Source organism: Cupriavidus sp. 2KB_3 (assembly GCF_052115685.1).
Classification (GTDB): Bacteria; Pseudomonadota; Gammaproteobacteria; order Burkholderiales; family Burkholderiaceae; genus Cupriavidus; species Cupriavidus campinensis.
In genome coordinates this window covers 37,509-60,517 of record NZ_JBFRHD010000018.1, presented here as the reverse complement: position 1 = coordinate 60,517, position 23,009 = coordinate 37,509, and the positions used below count along the sequence as shown (strand labels likewise).

The following is a 23,009-nucleotide window of genomic DNA, read 5'->3' as shown; positions in this document are numbered from 1 at the left end:
TGGATTGTACGCGGCATCCGCGCGCGCCAATAAGAAGTGAGCGGCCATGGCCACCATCCTGTTGCTCGAGCCACATCCTTTGCTCCGCCTTGGGCTGCGCCACCTGTTGGCACAGGCGCATGTTCCCGGCGATCTGGTCGATATCGATCCCCAGTCCCTGCATGAACCGGATCCGTGGACGCACCACGCCGATCTGCTGATCTATGGCCTGCCCGCCGATGCGGAAGCTGGCTGGCTCGGCCTTGCCGGCCTGTGCCAGCGGCTGGAGCCGCAGCGCGTGCTGGTGCTGGCCGAACACGTGCCGGCACCCATGCCCGAATTCGGCCTGCCCGAGACCGTGCGCGGCCTGCTCGCGAAAGCCTGCTCCGCCGAGGCGCTCGAAGCGGCCATCCGCCTGGTGCTGGCCGGAGGCGAATGCTTCCCGTCGCCCGTCGCCGTAATGCGCGGCGCCGAGGCGGCCGCCAATCAGTTTGCCCAGCCTGGCCAGCCGCTGCCCGTGGTTCACGCCGCGCCGGTACCGGTGCCGGCGGCCCACGCGGACGGTCGCGACGGCCGCCATGCCGCGGCGCCGATCGTCGTGCCGCTGCATGGTGTGCCGAGCCACGGCCCGCAGTCGCACGCCACGCCGCTGGAAACCCCGACGGCGGGCGCCCATCTGCTCAATATCACCGAGCGACAGTACGAGGTGCTGGCCCTGCTCGCGCGCGGCTATCCGATCAAGACCGTCAGCCGGCTGCTCAATATCTCCGTGGCCACGGCAAAGACCCACGCATGTACGCTCTATCAGCGCCTGCACGTGCGCAACAAGGGCGAGGCGGTCTACGTCGCGCTCCAGCGCGGGGCCACGCTAAACTGGCCGGGGCCTGCCGTGACCGCGCCGGCCTCGATCCGCTCGTCCGCCGTCCTGCAGCCCCGGGAGGCCTGTGAGGCCGCCTGAGCGCGGTCGCGCGGCCTGCCACTCGCGTCCCCCATCTGCCGGCCCGCCCTCATCCGAAAGCATGAGGCGGTGACCGGCTGCGCTTGCTAGCGTTATTGCAGGCCGATTTGCAGACCGATTTGCGGACTGCGTCACCAGACGCGTGCCGCCACCGTCATCCATCCCCAGCCTGCCATCTGTTGCCTTCCCGGCTGCGCCTGTCGCGCGGGCAGGTCGTGCGCGTACCCGTTTGGCACGCGTTGAGTGAACCGACGTCCGATAACCGTCGCGCCAGCGGTACGTAACGCCGCGCGGTGCAGACGCCCAACATGCCGATCTCTGTCGATGACGACCTACCTGATCGCCAGCAACGAAATGATGTGCCGCATCCTCGCCAGACGCATGGAGGGGCAGGACATCTCCATGCCCGTGCGATGGCACGCGCCTGACTGGCTGCTCGATACCCCGGATGCGGAGGCGCGTGCCGCCACCATCGACAATCCGGACGCCTCCGAAGCCGTGCCGCACGCCCCGGTGGACATGGCAGTCATCGACTGCAGCGGCGTGGAGGGCGACCCCCGCGCGCTGCTGGACCGCGTGCGCGAACGGCTGGCTCCACGCCGCTGGCTGGTGCTGTCCGACTCGCTCGATGCCGCGCTGATGGTCTACGCCGCCCAGATCGGCGCCAGCGGCTGCCTGGCCGTGCCCGCCCCGATCGAACTGGTCTGTGCCGCCGCCGCGCTGGTATGGGCCGGCGGCCAGTGCTTCCCGCGCGCGGCCCTGGCGATGCTGCGCGCCCAGCCGCGCCATGCCGGCGCAGCGCCCGTCTCCCACCTCTACCCCCACCCCCACTCCGCTGACGGCACTACGGCAACCGGATGAAGGCGCGGCCGCGTCGCGCGACCTATGCTTGCGAGAAGTCCACGGTCTGAAGCCGGTGCCTTTGAGAGGCCGGCCGCCGTGGCCAAGCAGGGGGTCGTATGGAACGGGGCGTCAATATCCTGGTCGTGCATGGCTTTGCCGTGCGCGAGGGCCGGGGCAAGTGGGCATGTTGTTTCGAGATTCGGCTCGCCATCGCAGGAGGCGGGCCGTTGTTGTTTCGGGGCGAGCTGCATGGCCGGTGCTTTGCCACCGAGGCGGCGGCCGTGCTCGCCGCGTGCGAGTTCGGCGAGCGGGAGGCCTCCCGGCACATGGCCACCGCGCGCGCGATGATCGCGGCGGACGATGACGAGGCGTCGCGCCAAAAAAGAAGCCCGCCGACCGGGGGACCATGCGGGCTTTGAAATGACGCCGTCCTGGACGTGCGCCATTCATGTGACGATAGCCAAACGCGGGCAACGGGCGTATTGGCCAGAAGCATCACGCGCCGCATGGGGCGCACGCCGCCACCGCCAGGCTCCACCTTCCCGCGCAAACGCATGCCCCGCGCCGGGCGCGCGCCCGGCCGCAGCGCGCCGCGCGGCGCCGTCTCCACCTTCTGGCTGGTTGAGGCGGCTGAACATTGCGTCGCACACTGCGGGCGCGACGGTGCGAACCTCCGTCTGCCGGCCTAACCCCGTCATCCTTTTCTGTGAGCTGCCGCACCATGTCTGCCTGGCCCCTTGTCTCGCGCGTTGGCGAAAGCGCACTGCTCATGCCGTGCGCGCTCGTCGTGTTCGCGTGGCTGCAGTCGAGCCGCGCCCCGCACGACCGCGCCAACGCCGTGCGCTGGGCGCTCACGCTCGGCTGCGCCGTGGCGCTGGTCGTGGCCAGCAAGCTGGCCTACATGGGCTGGGGCATCGGTAGCCGCGCCTTTGACTTCACCGGTATCTCCGGGCACAGCACGATGGCGGCCGCCGTGCTGCCGGTGCTGGCGCGGCTGCTGGTGCCGGAGCGCCATCGCGCGATGGCGGCGCTGGCTGTGGCGGCGAGCGTGGCGATCGCCATCGTGGTGGGGGTGTCGCGGCTGGCGCTGGAGGTCCATTCGCCGGCCGAGGTCGTGGCCGGGCTGGCGCTGGGCTTCAGCGCCAGCGCCACCTTCCTGGCATGGTCGGCCCGGCCGCTGCGCGCTGCGCCGCGCGTGGTGGCGGGCGTCGTGCTGCTGCTGGCGCTGGCAGCGCCGCATCCGTCCGTGAGCCTGCCGACGCATGGCATGCTCGAGCGCATCGCCAGCCATCTGGCCGGGCGGGAGGCGCCGTACCGGCGCGGCGAGTGGCACGATGGGCAGGGCAGGCATGAAGCGCGACAAGAACGGGATGCGGCGCTGACCGGCGATGCCACACGCTGTGTGCGCCACCAAACAGACCCGCCCGCCCGGCAGCACGACGATACCTGACAGGGTGGCCCGCTCCGCCCCGGCAGGAGAACCAACATGTCAGCAGTGCGCGCCTTCGTCGCTGGGCGACAGGGAACCTTCCAGTACCTGTACCGCGTGACCGACGCCCTCATCATCGGCGCCACCGGCTTTGCCATCGGCGAACTGGTCTTCCCAGACGGCCTGCGCGGCGCCACCCCGGTCCACGGCTTCCTGACCGCCTTCTGCGCGCTGGGCGCGCTGCTGATCTTTCCTGCCTGCGGCCTGTACGGGTCCTGGCGCGGACGCAGCAAGGCAGGGCTGGCCGTGCGCGTGCTGGCGGCCTGGAGCGTGGTCTGCCTGCTGGCACTGGTCTCCGCCTTCCTGCTGCACCAGGTGGCCGGCGTATCGCGGCTGTGGTCGGTGCTCTGGGTGGCGTGGTCGGCGGTCGGCCTGGTGGGTTCGCGCGTGGTGCTCTACGGCACCCTGAGCAGCGTGCGCCAGCAGGGCATCAACGCCAAGCGCGTGGTGATCCTCGGCTACGGGCCGCTCGGGCACGACATGTTCCGCCGCGTGGCGCAGATTCCCGGCGCCGGCTACGAGGTGGTGGGCATCTATGACGAAGCCGGCACCGACGATCTCCCTGAAGGCGTGGCCCCGCTGCGCTCGCTCGACCAGGTCTGCACCTTCGTGCACGCCCACCGCGTGCGCGAGATCTGGCTGACGCTGCCGATGGCGGCCTGCCGCGACCTCTACGACGTGGTCTTCCACTTCCGCAACGACCTGGTCGACATCCGCTGGGTGCCGGACATCATGTCCGTGGAGTTGCTCGGCCATCGCTTCTCCGAATTCATGGGCCTGCCCGTGATCGACCTCAACAGCCCGCCCGATTCCGGCGTGACCGGCCTGGTCAAGGCCAGCTTCGACCGCGTGTTCGCGCTGGCGGTGCTGCTCGGGCTGTCGCCGCTGCTGCTGGCCATCGCCCTCGCCGTGCGGTTGTCCTCGCCAGGTCCGATTCTGTTCCGGCAGGCACGGCTTGGCATGGACGGCCAGCCGTTCCATGTCTACAAGTTCCGGTCGATGGTGGCGCACACGGATGCCGGCGTGACCCAGGCCACGCCCGGCGACCCCCGCGTGACGCGCGTGGGCGCCTTCCTGCGCCGCACCAGCCTGGACGAGCTGCCGCAGTTCCTGAACGTGCTGCGCGGCGAGATGTCCGTGGTGGGCCCGCGCCCGCATGCCATCGAGCACAACGAGCTCTACAAGGAGATCGTGGACCGCTACATGCTGCGCCACCGCGTGAAGCCCGGCATCACGGGCTGGGCGCAGATCAACGGCTGCCGGGGCCGCACCGACACGGTGGAGAAAATGCGCCGGCGTACCGAGTTCGACATCTTCTACATCCGCAACTGGTCCTTCGTGCTGGACCTCCGCATCATCGTCCACACCGCCGTGCACGGCTGGACCGGCCGGGACGCCTACTGACGACTGACCCAGCCCGGCAATGTGACCTGTCGCGCGTGCCCCAGGGCGTTTGTTGGACACCGCACCGAAGCCGTACCCCCGCTGCGGCCCAATGGCACCGTGAGCAGGAAACGATCCGAAACAGGCGCCCGGCAAGGCCAGCGCCACACCCTGCCTTCTGACCAGGAGATACGCCATGAAGGAAACCATCCGACAGATCCTTGCCGAAGTGGCCCGCCTCGACGTCCCCATCGAGACGCTGGACGATCAGGCTGACCTCTACCAGGCGGGCCTGTCGTCGCTGGCCACGGTGCATGTGATGCTGGCCCTCGAGAACGCGTTCAACATCGAGATTCCCGATCACATGCTGACCCGTCAGCTCTTCAAGAGCGTGAACTCGCTCGCGGCGGCAGCCTCGCAACTGCAGGAGGCTGCGTAATGAACCCCGTTCTCGCCGCGGTGGACCAGGCGTCGCCGCATCCCGCGCCAGCGGACTCCGCCACCCTGATCGCTGCCGCCCAGGCCGCTGCCGCCGTCGCCGCCACGCATGCCGATGCGGTGGACCGCGACGCGCGCTTCCCGGACGAAGCCTTCGTCACGCTGCGTGAGCACGGCCTGCTCGGCGCGATGATCCCGACGCACCTCGGCGGCGCTGGCGCCGCGCTGGATACCGTGGCCGCCATCTGCCGTGTGCTGGGCGGCGCCTGCGCCGCCACGGGCATGGTCTACGCGATGCACCAGATCCAGGTGGCGTGCGTGCTGGAGCACGGCATGGGCAGCCCATGGCACGAGGGCCTGCTGTCCCGCGTGGCCGGCGAGCAGCTGCTGCTGGCCTCGGCCACCTCGGAGGAAGCCATTGGCGGCGCGCTGCGCAACAGCGGCTGCGCGGTCAACGCCGAGGGCGAGCGCTTCCACCTGCTCAAGATGGCGCCGACGATCTCGTACGGCGCGCACGCGGACGGCATCCTGATTACCGCGCGCCGCAGCGCCGACGCCGCGCCGTCCGACCAGGTGCTGGTCTGTGCGCTGAAAGCCGACTACACCCTCCAGAGCCTGAACACCTGGGACACGCTGGGCATGCGCGGCACCTGCAGCAACGGCTTCCGCCTCGAAGCGGCGGGCGATGTGGCGCAGATCCTGCCGGTGCCGTTCGGCCAGATTGCCGACGAGACCATGACGCCGGTGTCGCACATCGTCTGGAGCGCGCTCTGGCTCGGCATTGCCGGCGACGCCGTGCAGCGCGCCAAGACCTTCTTCCAGGGCCAGGCGCGCGCGCGTCCGGGCTCGATGCCGCCGTCCGCGCCGCGTGTGGCGGAGGCCGTGAGCCTGCTGCAGATGATCGAAGGGCGCCTGGACCTCGCGCTCGCGCACCAGCGCGAGCGGCATGTGGCCAAGGCGGTGTCGTCCTTCACGCTGGCCGCCGAGATGAACGGGCTGAAGACGGCCGTCTCGACCATGGCGCTGGACGTGGTGCAGCAGGCGATGCTGGTCTGCGGCATGGCTGGCTACAAGCACGGCACGCCGTTCAGCCTGGGACGCCATCTGCGCGACCTGTGGTCGGCGCCGTTGATGATCAACAACGATCGCATCCTGTCCAACACGGCCAACCTGCTGCTGGCCGACCGGACCTGAGAGCGGTCGGAACAAGGAGCTTCCATGGACGCCCAAACCGTAACGGCAGACGCGCACGCCCTCGGCGGAGCCGGTGGCAGCGCTGCCGCGCCCACCTTCCTCGAACAGCTGATCGAGGCCGGGCTGCTGATTCCCAGCGGCGTGCTCGGGCTGTATGGCCGCAGTGAGACCTTCGAGGCCATCGCCGAAAGCCTCAACCGCATGGTGAAGCGCCTGGGCGCCGATCACCAGGCCGAGACGCTGCGCTTCCCGCCGGCCATCGGCCAGCATGACTTCGAGACCAGCGAGTACCTGAAGAGCTTTCCGCAGCTGGCCGGCACCATCCACAGCTTCTGTGGCGATGACCGCGGCCATCGGCGCCTGCTGGCGCGGCTGGAGGACAAGGAAGACTGGACCGACCAGCAGCAGCCCACCGGCGTGGTGCTGACGCCGGCCGCCTGCTATCCGGTGTATCCGGTCATCGCGCGGCGCGGCCCGCTGCCGCCCGAGGGCAAGATCATCAACGTGATGTCGTACTGCTACCGGCACGAGCCCTCGCTGGAGCCCACGCGCATGCAGCTGTTCCGCCAGCACGAGTTCGTGTGCATCGGATCGCCCGAGCAGATCATCGCGTTCCGGGAGATGTGGATGGGGCGCGGGCAGGCCGCCGTGCAGGCGCTGGGCCTGCCGATGGAGCTGGACGTGGCCAACGACCCGTTCTTCGGGCGCGGCGGCAAGATCGTGGCGGACAGCCAGCGCGAGCTGAAGCTCAAGTTCGAGTTGCTGATTCCGGTGAACGACGGGCTGGGGCCCACCGCCTGCATGAGTTTCAACTATCACATGGACCACTTCGGCGCGCTGTGGGGCATCCGTACCGCCGATGGCGGCACGGCGCACACCGGCTGCGTGGGTTTTGGCATCGAGCGTCTCACCTTGGCGCTGCTCAAGCATCACGGGCTGGATCCGGCCCGTTGGCCGCAGTCGGTACGGGATACGCTCGGAGGCCAGTAAATGTACGGTGACGGCAGGCTTCGGCCGCGGGGCGGCCCGGCATTGCATGGTGGCAATCCGGTGTGGGCACACGCCAACCGCCATATCGATCTCTGGGTCGAGCTGCTGCATGGATGGGAACTGGAACCCGTGGCGGCCCTGCCGTTCGCCGTGACACAGGATTTCGAGGGCGACCAGTTCACGCTGGCGAGCTTTCCGCCCGGCGATCTTGAGCGCCTCTACGGCATTCACACCCACGAGCTGTCCACCTACGACAAGCTCGAGACCCACGTGGCCGCGCAGACCTGCCGGGGCAACGTGGTGCTGTTGGAGGTGGACGGCTTCTACCTGCCCCAGCCGCCCAATGCCTACCGCCGCCAGCACACGCGCTCGGCCATCGGCATCGACGTGCTGGTGCCGGAGGCCAACGCCGTGGGTTTCTATCATGGCGATGGCTACCACACCGCCAGCGGGGACGACTACGCGGCCATCTTCCGGCAGGCGAGCATCGCCCCCGAGTGGGAGGCGCCCGCGTTCCCCCACGCCGAGGTCGTGCGCCGGCGCTTTCCGGCGCAGGCGGGCGAGGCACTGGTCGCGGCCTCGCTGGAACTGCTGCGCCACCACCTGGCCTGCCGGCCCCGCCAGAACCCGATCACCGCGTTCCGCAGCGCCTTTCCCGGGCACCTGGAGCAGCTGATGGCGCGCGGCGAGCCCAACTTCCAGGTCTACGCGGCCAGCGTGTTGCGGCAGCTGGGCGCCAACTTCGAGCTGCTGGGGCGCTATCTGCGCTGGCTCTCGGAACACGGCCAGCCGTTGCCGGATGCGATCTGCGAAGCCTGCTACACGATGGCGTCCGAGGCGATGGTGATGCAGTTCCGCCTGATGCGCGCCGTCATCAGCCACAAGCCGGACCCGTGCCAGGACTGCCTCGACCAGCTCGAACTGTCGTACGAGGGCACCGTGCCGGCGCTGGCCGCCTATTTCGGGGAGACTGTCACATGACCGCGCGTGATCCGGAACCGGCGCTGCAACCCGTCCTGTGGTCCGGCGTGGCCGTGGGCGATGCGCGCCTGGAGGGCGACTGGACCTTCCTGGAGACGCTGGCCGGCGCGGCCACGCATCCGCGCGAACTGGGCGAGGACGGGCACTGGCTGCCCGCGCCGGTGCCGGGTACGGTGGCCAGTGCGCTGCGCGTTGCCGGCCGGTGGGACGATTCCGCCCCGCCGCCGCTGCACCAGCACGACTACTGGTACCGCCTCCATTTCGCCGGCAGCGGCCGCCGCGTGCTCCGCTGCAACGGGCTGGCCACGCTGGCCGAGGTCTGGCTCAACGGCGTGCAGGTGCTCACCACGCGCCATATGTTCGTCGCGCACCAGGTGGCGGTGCAATTGCAGGGCGCCGACAACGTGCTCCATATCTGCTTCCGCGCGCTGCATCCGTGGCTGCGCACGCAGCGCGGCGCGGTGCGCTGGAAGCCGCGCATGATCCAGCCGCCCACGCTGCGCGCGGTGCGCACCACGCTGCTCGGCCACATGCCCGGCTGGTGCCCGCCCGTGCACGCGGTGGGCCCGTGGCGCGATATCGAGCTGCTGCACCCCGAGGGCGCGGATGTCGTGCATGGCGCGCGCGCCGTGCTGGCCGGCCATCTCGATGGGCGCGACGGCGTGGTGGCGCTGCAACTCCACTTTCCCGGCCCGGCGCCGATGCAGGGCAGCTTCCGGGCCGAAGGGTCCGATGGCGGAGTCTGGCACGGCGAGCTGCGCCGCGTGGGCGCACACTCGCTGGCCGGCACCCTGCGCGTGCCCGATGCCCAGCGCTGGTGGCCCCATACGCACGGCGAGCCGGCGCTGTACCGCGTGCAGGCCGAGGTGGGCGGCCATGCCATCCCCTGCGGGCAGACCGGCTTCCGCACCATCACCGAAGACCGTGACGGCGAGCCCGGCGCGTTCGCGCTGCGCGTGAACGGCGAGCGCGTATTCTGCCGGGGCGCCTGCGTCTCCAGCCACGACCTGCCGGGTCTGGCCGACACCGACGAAGCCGTGGCCAGCTGGCTGCAACTGGCGCGCGACGCCGGCGCCAACATGGTCCGCGTCAGTGGCGTGACCTGCTATCCCGGCGAAGCGTTCTACCGCCAGTGCGACGCCCTCGGCCTGATAGTCTGGCAGGACTTCATGTTCGCCAATTTCGACTATGGCAGCGAGACCAGCGCCACGCCGGCCCTGATGGACGACGCCGCGCGCGAGGTGGCCCAGTGGCTCGCCGGCACACGCGCCCATGCCAGCCTGGCCGTGCTGTGCGGCGGCAGCGAGGCCGAGCAGCAGGCCGCCATGCTCGGCACGCCGCGCGGCGCGTGGCGCCAGCCCCTGTTCGACACGCTGATTCCCGCGCTCGTGGCCGAGCATCGCCCCGACGTGGTCTATGTGCGCAATTCACCCAGCGAAGGCGCCTGGCCGTTCCAGCCCGATACCGGCATCACGCACTACTACGGCGTGGGCGCCTACCAGCGCCCGCTGGCCGACGCCCGGCTGGCCAACGTGCGCTTCACCTCCGAGTGCCTGGCCTTCGCCAACGTGCCGTGCGCGCGCACGCTCACCGAGGCCGGGCTCTCGCAGCCGCTGCACGACCCGCGCTGGAAGGCACGCGTGCCGCGCGACGCCGGTTCCGCCTGGGATTTCGAGGACATTCGCGATTTCTACCTGCGGGCGCTGTTCGAGGTCGATCCGCCCCGCCTGCGCTACGAGCAGCCTGCGCGCTACCTGGCGCTCTCGCGCGCGGTGGTGGCCGAGATCATGACCGACGTCTTCAGCGAGTGGCGCCGCGCCGGCTCCACCTGCATGGGCGGGCTGGTCTGGCAGTTGCAGGACCTGTTGCCGGGCGCCGGCTGGGGCATCGTCGATGCCCGGGGCCGGCCGAAATCGGCCTGGCATGCGCTGCGGCAGGTCTGGCAACCGCTCCAGGTGCTGATCACCGACGAGGGCTTGAACGGGTTGCACGTGCACGTGGTCAACGAATCGGCCACGCCGCGCACGGTGCAACTGACCTTCCGCTGCCTGCGCGATGGCGAATTCGCCACCGTGCACGCCACGCAAACGCTCACGCTGGCCCCGCGCGAGACGCGCCGGCTCGTGGCGGCGGAGTTGATCGATCACTTTTTCGATTTCACCTACGCCTATCGCTTCGGCCCGCCCGCGCATGACGTGGTCCTGGCCAGCCTGCACGACCCGGCGGACAGCAACGCGTTGCTCAGCCAGGCGGCGTACCTGCCGGACCGCCGCGCCGCCGCGTTGCGCGCGCCAGGGCTGAGTGCCAGGGTGGAACAGGTGGATGGTGCGTGGTGGCTGACCGTCAGCGCCCAGCGGTTTGCGCGCTGGGTGCATATTGAGGACCATGCATTTCGCCCGGAACTCGACTGGTTCCACCTCGGCCCGGGGGAATCGCGCCGTATCCGCCTGATGAATGAGGGAGGGGGAGGAGGTGGGGGAGACGCCATTCCTTCAGGCGAGATCTCCGCCCTGAATGCGGAGCGCGCGCTCTCCTACGACGCCTGATCTCATCCTCTCAACCCCTGCCCGCTGCGCCATATGCGGCGCGGCAGGGCGCCATATCCGCCGGGCCCGGCCCGTTGCGCGTCATCTCCGCCTCTCCGCCGTTTGCCTCCCTCCTTCCCTCCCAAAGCATGACCGCCGCACCAGCCGTCTGCCTACTGTCGATTCTGATCTGCATGGCCCTTAATGGAGTCAACAACGAGACAGCAATACCCGGGGCCCGCCAGGCACCGGGAATAAGAGGGTGGCAGCTACGGGGCTGCCGGAGATCGCCAAAAACGCAAACGGGTGGAGCGGCGAGATCGGGTCACATCCCACACGGAGATTGCCGTGCGGGTGAGGACCGATGCTGCTCCCGGGTCAGAGGGAGGAGAATCACCATGATTACGCATCGGTCAGACTTGCATGTCAATCACCTGCTCAACGCGTTGCCGCGTCACGAATGGGAAACGCTCTCGCGGCATTTCGAACTGGTCCGGCTTCGCGCCGGTGAGCTGCTGACCGACTCGGGCCAGCGCATCGTCCACGTGTACTTCCCGACCACGTCGGTGGTCTCGCTGCTGTCGCTGCTCGAGGACGGCGCCACGGTGGAATTCGCGGCCGTCGGCAACGAAGGACTCGTCGGCATTCCCGTGGTCACCGGCGGCGACACCATGCCGAGCCGCGTGGAAGTGCGCAGCCCCGGCTTCGCCTACCGCATCCCCGCCCGTGCCCTGCGTGCCGAACTGGCCCACATGCCCGCCCTGCAACGCGTGACCCTGCTCTACGTGCAGGCCGTGCTGACGCAGATCGCGCAGACCGCCGCCTGCAACCGCCACCATTCGCTCAACAAGCAACTGTGCCGCTGGCTGCTGTTGGCGATCGACCGCATGAGCTCCAACGAACTGGTGATCACGCAGCAGGTCATCGCCAACATGCTCGGCGTGCGCCGCGAGGGCGTGACAGAAGCGGCCGGCAAGCTCGAAGACCTGGGCCTGATCCACCACAGCCGTGGCCACATCACGGTGCTGGACCGCTGCGGGCTGGAGAAGCACTCCTGCGAGTGCTACAAGCTCGTCAAGCGCGAGTACGACCGCCTGCTGCCGGCGCTGGTGCAAGCCTGATTCCCGCCAGGGCGATGCGGCGCGGTGTGATGCCGCGCCGCGCGCATTCCTGCCGAAGGATCCTTGCGCCAACCGGAGAGCCCGCCATGACGGTCACCTCGCTTGACCTGCCCGAACTCGATGCCAAGCCGGGCGGCGACGCCCAGGCAGCGGTCGTCCCGCTACGCATCGGCCTGCTGCTGGACAGCCCGCAGGCGCTGCACCACCTCTACCAGCTCGTGCTCTGGGCCCGCAAGCAGCCGGGCCTGGCCATCACCCATTTGATCGTGCACGCGCCCGTGCAGGGCGGTACCCCGCCGTGGGACCGCATGCTCGCGGCCATGCTGCGCGGCCTGATGCGGGCCGAAGGCATGGTGCTGCGCCGCACCTATCGCGGCCACCTGACCCGCCACGACCTCGCGCGCTCGATTCCCGAGCGCCTGGACATTGCCGCGCCCATGCCCGGCGCCAACGGCCATATCCAGTTCGACGTCGCCGCGGTGGACCAGGTGCGCGCCCTCGGGCTGGACCTGCTGCTCGGCTTCGGCCCCGCCACGGTCGATGCACGCATGGCGGCTGCCGCGCGCATCGGCACGCTATGGATGCGCTATGGCCGGGGCGGCGTGGCGCCAGCCGCCGGTTTCGACGAATGCCGGCACGCCGAGCCGGCCACCGGCTTTGCCATCGAACGTATCGACGGTACGCGCCGTGTGCTGCGCGCGGGCCGGGTGGGCACGCGCGTGAGCTACCTGGAAAACCAGGCCCACCTGTACCGCAAGGCCGATGTGCACCTGCGCGCGTTGCTCACGGGCATCGCTACGACGGGTACGCTGCCCTCGCCGGCCGGCGCGCCGGTTCCCGGGCTGGCCCGGCCCGCTGCGCGCGACCTCCTCGGCTACGCAGGCCGCCTGTTCAAGCGCGCGGCGATCAAGGGCACCCAGCGCGCGCTGCACATGCGGCGCAAGTTCGGTATCTCGATCCTGCAAGGCTCCTGGCGCAACGCCGACCTGCGGCAGGCCGTGGAGGTGACCGCGCCGCGCGGCCGCTTCTGGGCCGATCCGTTCCTGTGGACCGGCCCCGATGGCCGCGTGGTCTGCTTCGTGGAGGACTACCGCTACGCCACCGGCCGCGCCCATATCTCGGCGCTGGAGATCGTCGGCCATCGCGCGGTGGATCTTGGCGCGGTGATCGTGGAGCCGTACCACATGTCGTTCCCCTACCTGTTCGCGTACGAGGGGGCGCTGTATATGTGCCCCGAATGCTCGGGGTCCGGACAGATCCGCGTATATCGGTGCGCCGAATTCCCGCTCAAGTGGGAGTTGGCGGCTGTGCTCATGGACAACGTCTCCGCCGCCGACACCGTGCTGTTCCCGCGCGACGGCAAATGGTGGATGCTGACCAGCATGGACCCCGCCGACGTGAAGGACCATTGCAGCGAGCTGTACCTGTTCTCGGGGCCGTCCCCGCTCGGTACGGACTGGACGCCCTGCACGGCCAACCCGGTGCGGATCGACCCGGCGGGCGGGCGCAACGCTGGCCTGATCATGGACGGGGGGCGCATCTACCGGCTGGCGCAGCGCCAGGGCTTCGACCGCTACGGCGAGGGGCTGATCGTCAACGAGGTGCTGGCGGTCTCCGACGAGGCGTACCGTGAACGCGAGGTGCGCCGCATCGACCCGGACTTCGGCCGGCGGCTGATCGGCTCGCACCACATGACCAGCACCGGCACGGTCACCGTGGTGGACCACGTGCGGCGGGAGTTCGTGTTCTGAGTAACTTGGGCGCCCGGCTTCGGGCGCCCGTTCGACCGCCGTCTCCCTGCGATCCAGCGCAGTTCAGCGCAGCGCCGGCTCCGGATCGATGCCGGCGACGAGGGCGGCGATGGTGTCCGCATCCTCGCAGAAATGGGTACGCAGGTACTGGTCGAGCAGCGCGTAGACCGCCTCGCGCGCCGCGTAAGACCGCAGCGCGTGGTCCACTTCATCCGAAATCACACACTTCACATGACGATAGCGCCGCAGTTGCCGCCCGCGCGCGCCGAAGTGCGTGGCGAGTTCCCCAAGGCCCGGATCGTAGCCGCCGAAGACCAGCCACACCGGCACGCTGCGTTCATCGAGCCGACGAATGAGACCATGCACCTGACGCACCGGCGTATCAGCGTGAGTAATCCATGCGGCCAGCGTCTGCGCCCGCGTGCGCATACGGGCCATGATGCGGCGGCCCAGCTCCCATGCAATCGAGCCGATTTCCGCGTCGCCCTTGAAGACGCGTACCCATTTCTGCGTGTCCAGCGCAGCGGTCAGATACACACGCGTGGCGGCCTGGCGTGGGCTGGGGCGCTGCTGCACCACGTCCTGGATGCCGAGCCCTTCGGGCCACAGGAACTTCTGTACGTTGACCAGCACCGCACCGGCCACGTGTTCGCTGCCGGTGGCGGCGTGCAGGCCCACGAAGGCGCCCGAGCAGATGCCGAACAGCACCACGCGGCCAAAGCCCTGCGCGGCCAGCCATGCGGCGGCGGCGGTCACGTCGCGGCGCAGGTGGCTGCCGTAGGGCTGGAAGGCATAGCGGGGCAGCGCCAGCGAGACGCTGTCGCCAATCCCGCCCAGGTCCATCCGCATCGACGCAATGCCGCGCCGGGCGAGGTAGCGCGCGCAGAGCACGCCCATGCGCGCATCGCCCACATGATGGCCGGCGCCGGTGTTGATGATGAGCACCACCGGCGCGCCGTCGCCGCGCGCGGCCGCGGGCGGCTCGCACAGGATGCCGAACAGGCCGTCGGCGCCGTAGTGCGCGCGGCGCTCCACGAAGCGGTCACCGTGCAGCACGGGCGCGTCGTCGGCGGCCAGGCGGCGCACGCGCGCACTGTCGGGCTCGCGGACATCGGTCTCGGGCACGCCGGCCAGCCACGCCGTGGTGTGCCGGAACGCCTGCCAGGGCAGGTCGTTCAGCTCGGGATAGCTGACGTAGGTCTCGTATTCGTCGAACGGCGCCTGCGTTACGTCGCAGCCGAGTGCGGCGGCGGTCTCGGCCAGCCGGCCGGCGCCGTCGAGCGTGCTGGCCGACAGGATCAGCATGCGCGCGGCAGGGCGCTGGCGCAGCTGTCCGGGTTTGCCGAGGTCGCACGCCTGGATCGCGTCGATGGTGTCGCGGTAGAAGCGGTTGCCGACCACGGTCATGAAGTCTTCGGTCTCGGCCGGATCGAGCTGGTCCGCCGGGGACGACCGCGCGGTGCTCTGCAACGCGCGCAGTTCGCGCAGATGGTCGCGCCCCCGTACCACCGGGGCCAGCAGCACCAGCGCGTCGATCGCCTCCACCTCCATCTCCTGCGTGGCGAGGACGGCCAGCAGCGCGCCGAGGCGGATGCCGCACAAGGCCACGCGCGTCACGCCGGTACGCTCGCGCAGCACGCGCACGGCGGCCACGACGCTGGCCGTCCACGCCTGCAGCCGGGCGGGATCGCTCTCGTCGCCATCGGAATCGCCGGTGCCGTGATAGTCGAATCGCAGCGCCGGCATGCCGTTGGCGGACAACACCGTGGCGAGGTAGCGCCAGCCACGGTGCGTCATGATCGCTTCCTGCCCGAACGGGTTGCACAGCACCACGCCGCAGGCATCGGGCGAAAGTGGGGAACGGGGCACGATAGGCCGGTGCAGCCAGCCGTAGCACCCGTCGAACAGCAGCGGTTCCATCACGGCGTGCACCATCCCCGGGCCGTGCGGCCCGTGGCCGCCGTGTCCGTCCCCGTGTCCGTCCTCGTGCGGACCCTCGCCCGCGCCGCCCATGGCGCCGCCGCCCTCAGGCGCCCGCATGGACATGCACCGGCCCCGCCGCGCCGAACGTGGCCACCAGGCCAGACAGCGTGCGGTCGTAGGCGGACTCCAGCACATCCAGGCAGTCCGAGCAGGGGTCCTGCCGGCCCCGGGCCACCGCGCGCGCCAGCCGGAACTGCAGCACCTTGGCTTCCGTGGCGATGCTGTGTGTCGCGTCCACCACCGGCTCGGGCACCTTGTGGCCCTGCCGCGCCAGCCACGTCAGGTAGTGATGCAGCATCTCGAAGTTGGCGCCCAACTGGCGCGGCACGTTGAACGTGTACTGGTGGAAGTAGGCGTCGCCGCGCGCCAGCATCCGCTCCATATGCGACGGAAACACCGCACGCAGCCGGCTCACCGGGTTGGCGGCGGGGCGCCGCGCCAGATGCTCGCGCAGCAGCCGCACCGAGGCATCGGCCAGCATGCCCGGCGCCACCGGTGCGCGCACGCGCTTGGCGCACTCGGCGTAGGGGAACAGCAGGTCCGGGTTGCCGGAGAGTTCGGGCGTCAGGCGCAGCAGGCCCTCGTAGTCGTCGCCATTGACGGTGTGGTAGCCCAGGCCGTGGTAGTAGCCCAGCCGGCGCGCCTGCGCATCGATCATGTCCACGCCGATCGACGTCTTGACGTGTTTCTGCCGATAGGCGGTGGCCTTGGTGTCCGGCAGGTAGTAGCTGTCCACCTCCACCAGCACCGTGTGGCCGCGCCCGACCTGTTCGACGAGATGCGTCTCCAGCGCATCGTAGAGCGCCATCTCCTGCACCACCGTGCCGTACAGCCGCTCGATGTCGTTGGTCGGGTATTTGAAGAAGGTGAAGTGATCGCCCTCGAAATCCTGCGTGACGGTGAAGGGCAGCGCAGCGCGCGGCTCGAGCCCCCAGCCGTTGAGCAGTTCGATCCACAGGTCGATGTAGCAGTTGGTCTCCTGCCAGATCACGTCTTCGCCATGCAGCGCGTGCGGCGCGGGCTGTGGCGTGCTGCGTGCCAGGGTCGCCGTGACATTCATATGGATTCTCCTCCGCTGTGTAGGCATGCCGCGCCGTGCCGGGCGCGGCCAGACGGTCTCCATTACAGCCCCAACCGCACCAAAGATTGGTGCGCGAGGCAACACAGGCGACGCAGCAAGGTGCACGTTTGCGCGCATGCTGGCGGAGCACCGGCAGAGGGCAGGCCGCGTGCCGGCCGTCGCACTTTTCCCTGTTTTTTTGCGCTCTGATGGGCACGCCACCGCACGCCGGGCAAGGTGTGCGGAAGCGTACAGAGACGGCGAGGGGCCGTTCCTACACTGCAACTCATGGATTGGGACGCGTGCCGCCAGCGTTGCGGCGCGCGCATCGAGAGACAGCGGTGAGCACGGGGAGCGTGAGCGCGGCGCGCAGCGCCGTCCGTGCCTTTGGACAGACCAGGAAGACGGGCATGAACTGGGTGGACAAGGAATTCAGCGAGCTGACCACGCGGGAGCTGTATCAGATCCTGCGCGTGCGCAGCGAGGTCTTCATCGTGGAGCAGGGCAGCCTGCTGCTCGACGTCGACGGCAAGGACATCGTCGGCACGCACGTGCTTGGCGTGGAGCCGGCGGAGGACACACAGCAGGTGGTGGCCTACGCCCGCCTGCTCAAGGGGGAGGGCAGTGAGATCCGGATCGACAAGTTCCTCACGCGTATGTCGCGTCGCGGCGACGGCACGGCCGAGGCATTGATGCGCAGCGCGCAGGAGGCCATCCAGACGCGCTGGCCCGGTGCGCCGGTGGCCATCCAGGTGCCGTTCTACCTGCGCGAGTTCTGCGAGGGGTTCGGCTTCAGCAAACGCGAGGGCCCGTACCTGGAACACGGTACGCATTTCATCGGCATGGTCTGGCAGCCGCCCCGCGCGCGTGCCCGGCTGTTCCGCCTGACACGCTGAGCCGCATGCGGCTCGGCCGGGAGAGCATTCCATGAACCAACCGACTCCGGTGGGCCTGCCGCCCGTCACGCTCGGCGCAGCCCTCGCGCCGCCTGTGGCTGCGGCGCTGCCCGTCATCCAGTTCCCGATCCAGCCCGTGATCATGGCCGGGGGCGCCGGCACGCGCCTGTGGCCGCTCTCGCGCGAACAGTTTCCCAAGCAGCTGCTGAACCTGGTGGCGGAAGACACATTGCTGGAGGCCACCGCGCGGCGCTTCGAGGGCGTGGCGGTGCTGGCGGGCCGCCCGGCCGGCATCGAGCCGCCGCAGCTGGTGGTCTGCGGCGAGGAACATCGCTTCATGATCGCGGACATGATGAAGCGCGCCGGCAAGCCCGCGCGGCTGCTGACCGAGCCCTGCGGCCGCAACACCGCCCCGGCGCTGACCGTGGCGGCGCTGCACGCGGTGGCGGCTACCGGTGACGGGGGCGAGGGGGGCGATGTGGGTGATGTGGTGCTGGTGGTGACGCCGGCCGACCACAGCGTGACGGACCTGCCGGCGTTTCGCCAGGCGCTTGCCACGGCGGTGCGCCATGCCGATGCCGGCGCCATCGTCACGCTCGGCGTGGTGCCGGTCTCGCCGGAAACCGGCTACGGCTATATCCGCGCCGGCGGCACGGCGGTCGATGGCGCCTACACGCTCGAGAAGTTCGTCGAGAAGCCACACCTGGAGCTGGCCCGGCACTACGTGGAATCGGGCGGCTACTGGTGGAACAGCGGCATCTTCGTGGTGCGCGCGGCGGTGTGGCTGCGCGCGGTGAGCCAGCTCCAGCCAGAGATGTACATGCAGTGCCGCGCCGCCTACGAGGCCGGCGAGGCTGGTGAGGCCGGCGGCGATACGTTCCGGCTGAACCGCGAGGCTTTCGGCGCGTGCCAGTCGGACTCCATCGACTACGCCGTGATGGAGAAGCTCGAAAGCCTGCCCGACGTGCCCGCACGCGTGGTGCCGCTGGACGCTGGCTGGTCCGACGTGGGCTCCTGGGCCGCGATCTGGGATATCGCGCCCAAGGACGCCCTCGGCAATGCCGCGCGTGGCCGCGTGGTGTTCGATGGCGCGACGGCCTGCCTCGCCCACTCGGAAGGCCGGTTGATTGCCTGCGTGGGCGTGCATGACGTGGTGGTGGTGGAGACCGCCGACGCCGTGCTGGTGGTCGACAAGGCCCACGTGCAGGACGTGAAGAACGTGGTGCAGCGCCTGCGCGCCGAGCATGGCAGCGAGGTGGTCAACCATCGCAAGGTGCACCGCCCGTGGGGCTGTTATGACGCCATCGACCATGGCGACCGCTTCCAGGTGAAGCGGATCATTGTCGAGCCCGGCGCCAGCCTCTCACTGCAGATGCACTACCACCGCGCCGAGCACTGGGTAGTGGTGCGCGGCACCGCGCGCGTCACCTGCGGCGAGACCGTGAGCATCCTCAGCGAGAACCAGTCCACCTACATCCCCATCGGCACGCTGCACCGGCTCGAGAACCCCGGCAAGACGCCGCTGGAGATCATCGAGGTGCAGTCGGGCGCCTATCTGGGGGAAGACGACATCGTCCGCTTCGAGGACAACTATGGCCGCAAGTAAGGAGATGCCGCGATGACCGGGCTGCTTGCCTGCGCGCTGGACCTGCTGCTGGTGGCGGGCAGCGCGCTGCTGGTGCACCAGCTCATGCTGCCCCCGGCGTTGCCGGGCCATGGCCTGCCGCTCGTCTGGTCGGACACGCAGACCATGCTCGTGTCGTTCAACGCGCTGCTGGCGGTGGTGCTGTTCGCCGCCTTCGGCGTCTACGGCCAGTGGCGCGACCGCTCGCTCAGCCAGCTTACCCACCGGGTGCTGGCGGCCTGTGGCGTGGTGGCACTGGCCGGGCTGGCGCTGCTGTGCACGCCGCGCCTGGAACATGTGCCGACCTCGTGGTTCATCGCCGTGACCGCCGCCTCGGCGGGCATGTTGCTGCTGGCGCGGCTGGTGCCGGGCTGGGTGGCGCGGCGGCTCGGCCGGGCGGCCACGCGCACGCGCACGGTGGCCGTGGTCAGCACGCGCTCCCATGCGCGCAACATGCTGGCGCAGCTGGCCCATGCACCGGGCGCGCAGTACCGCGCCGTGTGTGTCTATGACGAGAGCGACGACGCCCCCGAGTGGCTGCACAACGTGCCGGTCTGCGCCAGTTTCCGCGACTTCGCCGGCATGGTCCGCGCGCGCGCCATCGACGAGATCTGGCTGGCGCTGCCGCTGGCGGACCAGCATCTGGTGCGCCGCTTCGTGCGCGAGTTCCGCAACGACTTCGTCGACATCCGCTACATGCCGGACCTGCGCGGCCTGCCGCACCTGCAATGCTCGGTGGACAAGGTGCTCGGCTATCCCACGCTCAATCTGGCCGTCTCGCCGGCCGACGAATACCAGCTCTGGCCGAAGGAAATCTTCGACCGCGTGGCCGCCGCGCTGGCGCTGGTGGCGCTGATCCCGCTGTTCGTGGTGGTGGCGGCGCTGGTCAAGCAGTCCTCGCACGGGCCGGTGTTCTTCCGCCAGCGCCGCAAGGGCTACGACGGCCGCGAGTTCGAGATTCTCAAGTTCCGCACGATGTGCCTGCACGACGAGGCGCCCGGCACGGTGACGCAGGCGCGGCGCGGCGATCCGCGCGTGACGCGCGTGGGCGCGGTGCTGCGTGCGCTGTCCATCGACGAGCTGCCGCAACTCCTCAACGTGCTGCGCGGACAGATGTCGCTGGTGGGGCCGCGCCCGCACGCGCTGGCGCACGACGAGCTCTACAAGAACCTGGTGGAGGGCTACATGCACCGCTACCGCATCCGTCCCGGCCTGACCGGCTGGGCGCAGGTGAACGGGTATCGCGGCGAGACGTCCACGGTGGAGAAGATGGAGACCCGGGTCAAGTTCGACCTGTTCTATATCCGGAACTGGTCGTTCTGGTTCGACATGCAGATCATCCTGCGCACGCCGGCGTGCATTTTGCTCCGGCGCAACGCCTACTGAGAGCGGCGCGGGCGGTATTGAGACAGGGTACGTGTAAGTGGCGGCAAGGCAGCGCGGCAATGGAGCCCGCCCGCTGATCCGCCGGGGGACGCCAAGATGGACCTATCGGTAATCATTCCCAGCTACAGGCGCTGCGACGACCTGGACCGCTGCCTCCGCGCGCTGGCGCGCCAGCAACGCCCCGCCGACGAGGTGGTGGTGGTGGCGCGCGCCGACGACGCACCCACGCTGGCGCTGCTCTCGCGCTGGCTCTCCACGGCCTGCCCCGAGACGCTGCCGGGCCTGCGCCTGGTGACGGTGGACGAGCCCGGCCAGGTGGCCGCCAACAACCGCGGCTTCGCGGCCGCGCGCGGCGACATCCTGTGCCTGACCGACGACGACGCCGCGCCGCATCCAGACTGGCTGGCGCGCATTGGCAGCCACTTCGCGCGCGATGCCAGCCTTGGCGGCGTGGGCGGGCGCGACCGCGTGCACGAGGGCGGCCGCATCCTGCAGGGTGCGGCAAGCTGCGTGGGCCAGGTGCGCTGGTATGGCCGGGTGATCGGCAATCATCACATCGGCGCCGGCGCGCCGCGCGACGTGGACGTGCTCAAGGGCGTGAACATGGCGTGGCGGCGCAGCGCGGTGGCCGGGCTGCGCTTCGATACGCGGCTGCGCGGCGCGGGCGCCCAGGTCCACAACGACCTCGCCTTCAGCCTGGCCGTGCGCCGCGCGGGCTGGCGGCTGCTGTACGACCCGGCGCTGTGCGTCGATCACTTTCCGGCGCCACGTGCCGATGCCGACCAGCGCGCGATCTTCAACGCCGAGTCCTACTACAACGCCAGCTACAACCTCCACCTGGTGCTGGACGAGCACCTGCACGCCACCGGCGTGCCGGCCAGCCGCCGGGCCATGGCGGGCGCGTGGCAGGTGCTGGCGGGCTCGCGCAACTATCCGGGCTGGCTGCGCGCGCTGGCGCTGTGCCTGGGCGGCGAGGGTGGCCGCGCGTGGCGGCGCATGGCGCTCGCGCAGCGCGCGCGGGCCGACGCCATGATCGCCCTGGCCGCCCTGCGGCGGATGCCCCACGTGGGGCCGCCCACGTCCGGCGTGCCGGAACGTGCGGAAACAGACGTCCGCCCCAATGCCGGCGGCGCTTCAATGACCCCCATCGGTATGCAGCAACAAGGGCGCGCAGGCGCCGACAAGGAGAAGCTGCCATGGTAATTCGATTCCTCCCCCGCCTCGCCGTGCTGGCCATGCTGGCCGCGCTGGGTACGCTTGGCGGCTGCACCTGGGCACCGGGGCCCGCGCTGGACAGCAGCCGCATGCAGGACGACCTGGCCGCCAAGACCGGTACGGACGTCTATCCGGTGAAGCTGATCACCGCCGACGTGGTGCGCGCCCAGCCCGATTCCATCGCGCTGGCCGCCGCCGTGCCCGATTCGCCGGCCCGCACCGGCAAGCTGGGCGCCGACCTCGACGCCTACGAATACCAGATCGGCCCGCAGGACCTGGTCGGGGTGACCGTGCTCGACCACCCCGAGATGAGCTCCGGCCTGATGACCGCCCCGGTTACCGGCGCCACCGCGCCCGTGCCTGGGGTGCCGCAGATCACGCCGACCGTGTTGCCGTCCGACCAGAGCGGCTACCGCGTGGACCGCAACGGCGAGATGTATTACCCGCCGGTGGGCAAGCTGCGCGTGGGCGGCAAGACCGTCGACCAGGTGCGCGGCATGATCACCGGGGCGATCAAGAACACCGTGCGCGATCCGCGCGTGGATGTGCGCGTCATCGCCTACCGCAGCAAGCGCGTGGACGTGACCGGGCAGGTCCGCACGCCCGGCATGCTGCCGGTGACCGACGTGCCGGTGACGCTGGTCAACGCCATCACGCGGGCCGGCGGCTTCGCGCCGGAGGCGGATGTGCAGAAGGTGCGCCTGACCCGCGACGACAAGCTCTACGAGTTCGACCTGGAAGCGCTGATCGAACGCCGCAACGGCGCGCATGACTTCCTGCTGCGCGGCGGCGATGTGGTCTACGTGCCGGACCGCCTGTCCAGCCGCGTGTTCGTGCTTGGCGAGGTGGCGCGGCCGCAGGCGCTGCTGATGAACAAGGGACGGCTGTCGCTGGCCGATGCGCTGGCCGGCGTGAACAGCATCGATATCCGCGCCGCCGACCCACGCCAGGTCTTCGTGGTGCGTGGCATGCGCGACAAGCCGCAGACGCCCGACGTGTTCCGGCTCGACATGACCCAGGTGGACTCGATGCTGCTGTCCACACAGTTCCGGCTCGAGCCGCTTGACGTGGTGTACGTCGGCACGTCCGACGCGGTGCGCTTCAACCGCGTGCTCGAGCAGATCACCCCAACCATCCAGACCCTGTTCTTCACCAAAGAACTGGCTCGCTAGCCGCACGCGTACGGAGCCGAC

19 protein-coding genes are annotated in these 23,009 nt (G+C 69.9%); 17 read left to right on the top strand and 2 right to left on the bottom strand.

The window, feature by feature from the left end:
- Positions 1–46 precede the first annotated feature (46 nt).
- The 12 genes from AB4120_RS19510 (at position 47) to AB4120_RS19455 (ending at position 13,652) form a co-directional block, all read left to right on the top strand.
- Complete coding sequence (locus AB4120_RS19510; protein ID WP_149138548.1) at positions 47–937, top strand: helix-turn-helix transcriptional regulator; 891 nt, start codon at positions 47–49, stop codon at positions 935–937.
- A 324-nt stretch (positions 938–1,261) separates the two neighbouring features.
- A complete protein-coding gene (locus tag AB4120_RS19505; RefSeq protein WP_441642720.1) occupies positions 1,262–1,798 on the top strand; it encodes a DNA-binding response regulator in 537 nt (178 codons plus the stop codon).
- A 98-nt stretch (positions 1,799–1,896) separates the two neighbouring features.
- On the top strand, positions 1,897–2,199 hold the full coding sequence (locus tag AB4120_RS19500; RefSeq protein WP_262389712.1) for a hypothetical protein: 303 nt from the start codon (positions 1,897–1,899) through the stop codon (positions 2,197–2,199).
- A gap of 302 nt (positions 2,200–2,501) precedes the next feature.
- Complete coding sequence (locus AB4120_RS19495; RefSeq protein WP_149138549.1) at positions 2,502–3,230, top strand: phosphatase PAP2 family protein; 729 nt, start codon at positions 2,502–2,504, stop codon at positions 3,228–3,230.
- Positions 3,231–3,266: 36 nt separating this feature from the next.
- A complete protein-coding gene (locus tag AB4120_RS19490; RefSeq protein WP_149138550.1) occupies positions 3,267–4,673 on the top strand; it encodes an undecaprenyl-phosphate glucose phosphotransferase in 1,407 nt (468 codons plus the stop codon).
- A gap of 175 nt (positions 4,674–4,848) precedes the next feature.
- A complete protein-coding gene (locus tag AB4120_RS19485) occupies positions 4,849–5,091 on the top strand; it encodes an acyl carrier protein (RefSeq protein ID WP_144201067.1) in 243 nt (80 codons plus the stop codon).
- Entirely contained in the window at positions 5,091–6,284 is a 1,194-nt protein-coding gene (locus AB4120_RS19480; protein WP_149138551.1) for an acyl-CoA dehydrogenase family protein, read from the top strand. Before AB4120_RS19485 ends, AB4120_RS19480 begins: the two co-directional genes overlap by 1 nt.
- Positions 6,285–6,308: 24 nt before the next feature.
- Positions 6,309–7,274, top strand: coding sequence for an amino acid--[acyl-carrier-protein] ligase (locus tag AB4120_RS19475; RefSeq protein WP_149138552.1), 966 nt, complete (start codon positions 6,309–6,311; stop codon positions 7,272–7,274).
- Positions 7,275–8,255, top strand: coding sequence for a DUF1839 family protein (locus AB4120_RS19470; protein WP_149138553.1), 981 nt, complete (start codon positions 7,275–7,277; stop codon positions 8,253–8,255).
- Positions 8,252–10,801 carry a glycoside hydrolase family 2 protein gene (locus AB4120_RS19465; RefSeq protein ID WP_149138554.1) on the top strand — a complete coding sequence of 850 codons (2,550 nt, stop codon included), beginning with the start codon at positions 8,252–8,254 and terminating at the stop codon, positions 10,799–10,801. Before AB4120_RS19470 ends, AB4120_RS19465 begins: the two co-directional genes overlap by 4 nt.
- A 377-nt stretch (positions 10,802–11,178) precedes the next feature.
- A complete protein-coding gene (locus AB4120_RS19460) occupies positions 11,179–11,901 on the top strand; it encodes a Crp/Fnr family transcriptional regulator (protein ID WP_092294220.1) in 723 nt (240 codons plus the stop codon).
- A gap of 86 nt (positions 11,902–11,987) precedes the next feature.
- Positions 11,988–13,652, top strand: a complete 1,665-nt coding sequence (locus tag AB4120_RS19455; protein WP_441642719.1) for a glucosamine inositolphosphorylceramide transferase family protein — start codon at positions 11,988–11,990, stop codon at positions 13,650–13,652.
- A gap of 63 nt (positions 13,653–13,715) precedes the next feature.
- Here AB4120_RS19455 and AB4120_RS19450 read toward each other — a convergent pair whose 3' ends face one another.
- Together AB4120_RS19450 and AB4120_RS19445 are read right to left on the bottom strand one after the other, a co-directional pair.
- Positions 13,716–15,692 (bottom strand): serine aminopeptidase domain-containing protein, encoded by a 1,977-nt coding sequence (locus AB4120_RS19450; protein WP_441642718.1) that lies wholly within the window; start codon positions 15,690–15,692, stop codon positions 13,716–13,718.
- The gene (locus AB4120_RS19445) at positions 15,679–16,695 is read right to left on the bottom strand and encodes a DUF1839 family protein (protein WP_262389713.1); all 1,017 of its coding nucleotides are present in this window, start codon (positions 16,693–16,695) and stop codon (positions 15,679–15,681) included. The genes AB4120_RS19450 and AB4120_RS19445 overlap by 14 nt, the downstream gene beginning before the upstream one ends.
- A gap of 410 nt (positions 16,696–17,105) precedes the next feature.
- Between AB4120_RS19445 and AB4120_RS19440 the strand changes: the two genes are divergently transcribed.
- From AB4120_RS19440 to AB4120_RS19420, 5 genes are all read left to right on the top strand, one after another.
- A complete protein-coding gene (locus AB4120_RS19440; protein WP_187645210.1) occupies positions 17,106–17,591 on the top strand; it encodes a GNAT family N-acetyltransferase in 486 nt (161 codons plus the stop codon).
- A 31-nt stretch (positions 17,592–17,622) separates the two neighbouring features.
- Positions 17,623–19,197, top strand: coding sequence for a mannose-1-phosphate guanylyltransferase/mannose-6-phosphate isomerase (locus AB4120_RS19435; protein WP_441642717.1), 1,575 nt, complete (start codon positions 17,623–17,625; stop codon positions 19,195–19,197).
- A gap of 12 nt (positions 19,198–19,209) precedes the next feature.
- Positions 19,210–20,601 (top strand): undecaprenyl-phosphate glucose phosphotransferase, encoded by a 1,392-nt coding sequence (locus tag AB4120_RS19430; protein WP_149138560.1) that lies wholly within the window; start codon positions 19,210–19,212, stop codon positions 20,599–20,601.
- 96 nt (positions 20,602–20,697) lie between these two features.
- Positions 20,698–21,804, top strand: a complete 1,107-nt coding sequence (locus tag AB4120_RS19425) for a glycosyltransferase (protein WP_149138561.1) — start codon at positions 20,698–20,700, stop codon at positions 21,802–21,804.
- Positions 21,798–22,988 (top strand): polysaccharide biosynthesis/export family protein, encoded by a 1,191-nt coding sequence (locus AB4120_RS19420; RefSeq protein ID WP_149138562.1) that lies wholly within the window; start codon positions 21,798–21,800, stop codon positions 22,986–22,988. The genes AB4120_RS19425 and AB4120_RS19420 overlap by 7 nt, the downstream gene beginning before the upstream one ends.
- Positions 22,989–23,009 lie beyond the last annotated feature (21 nt).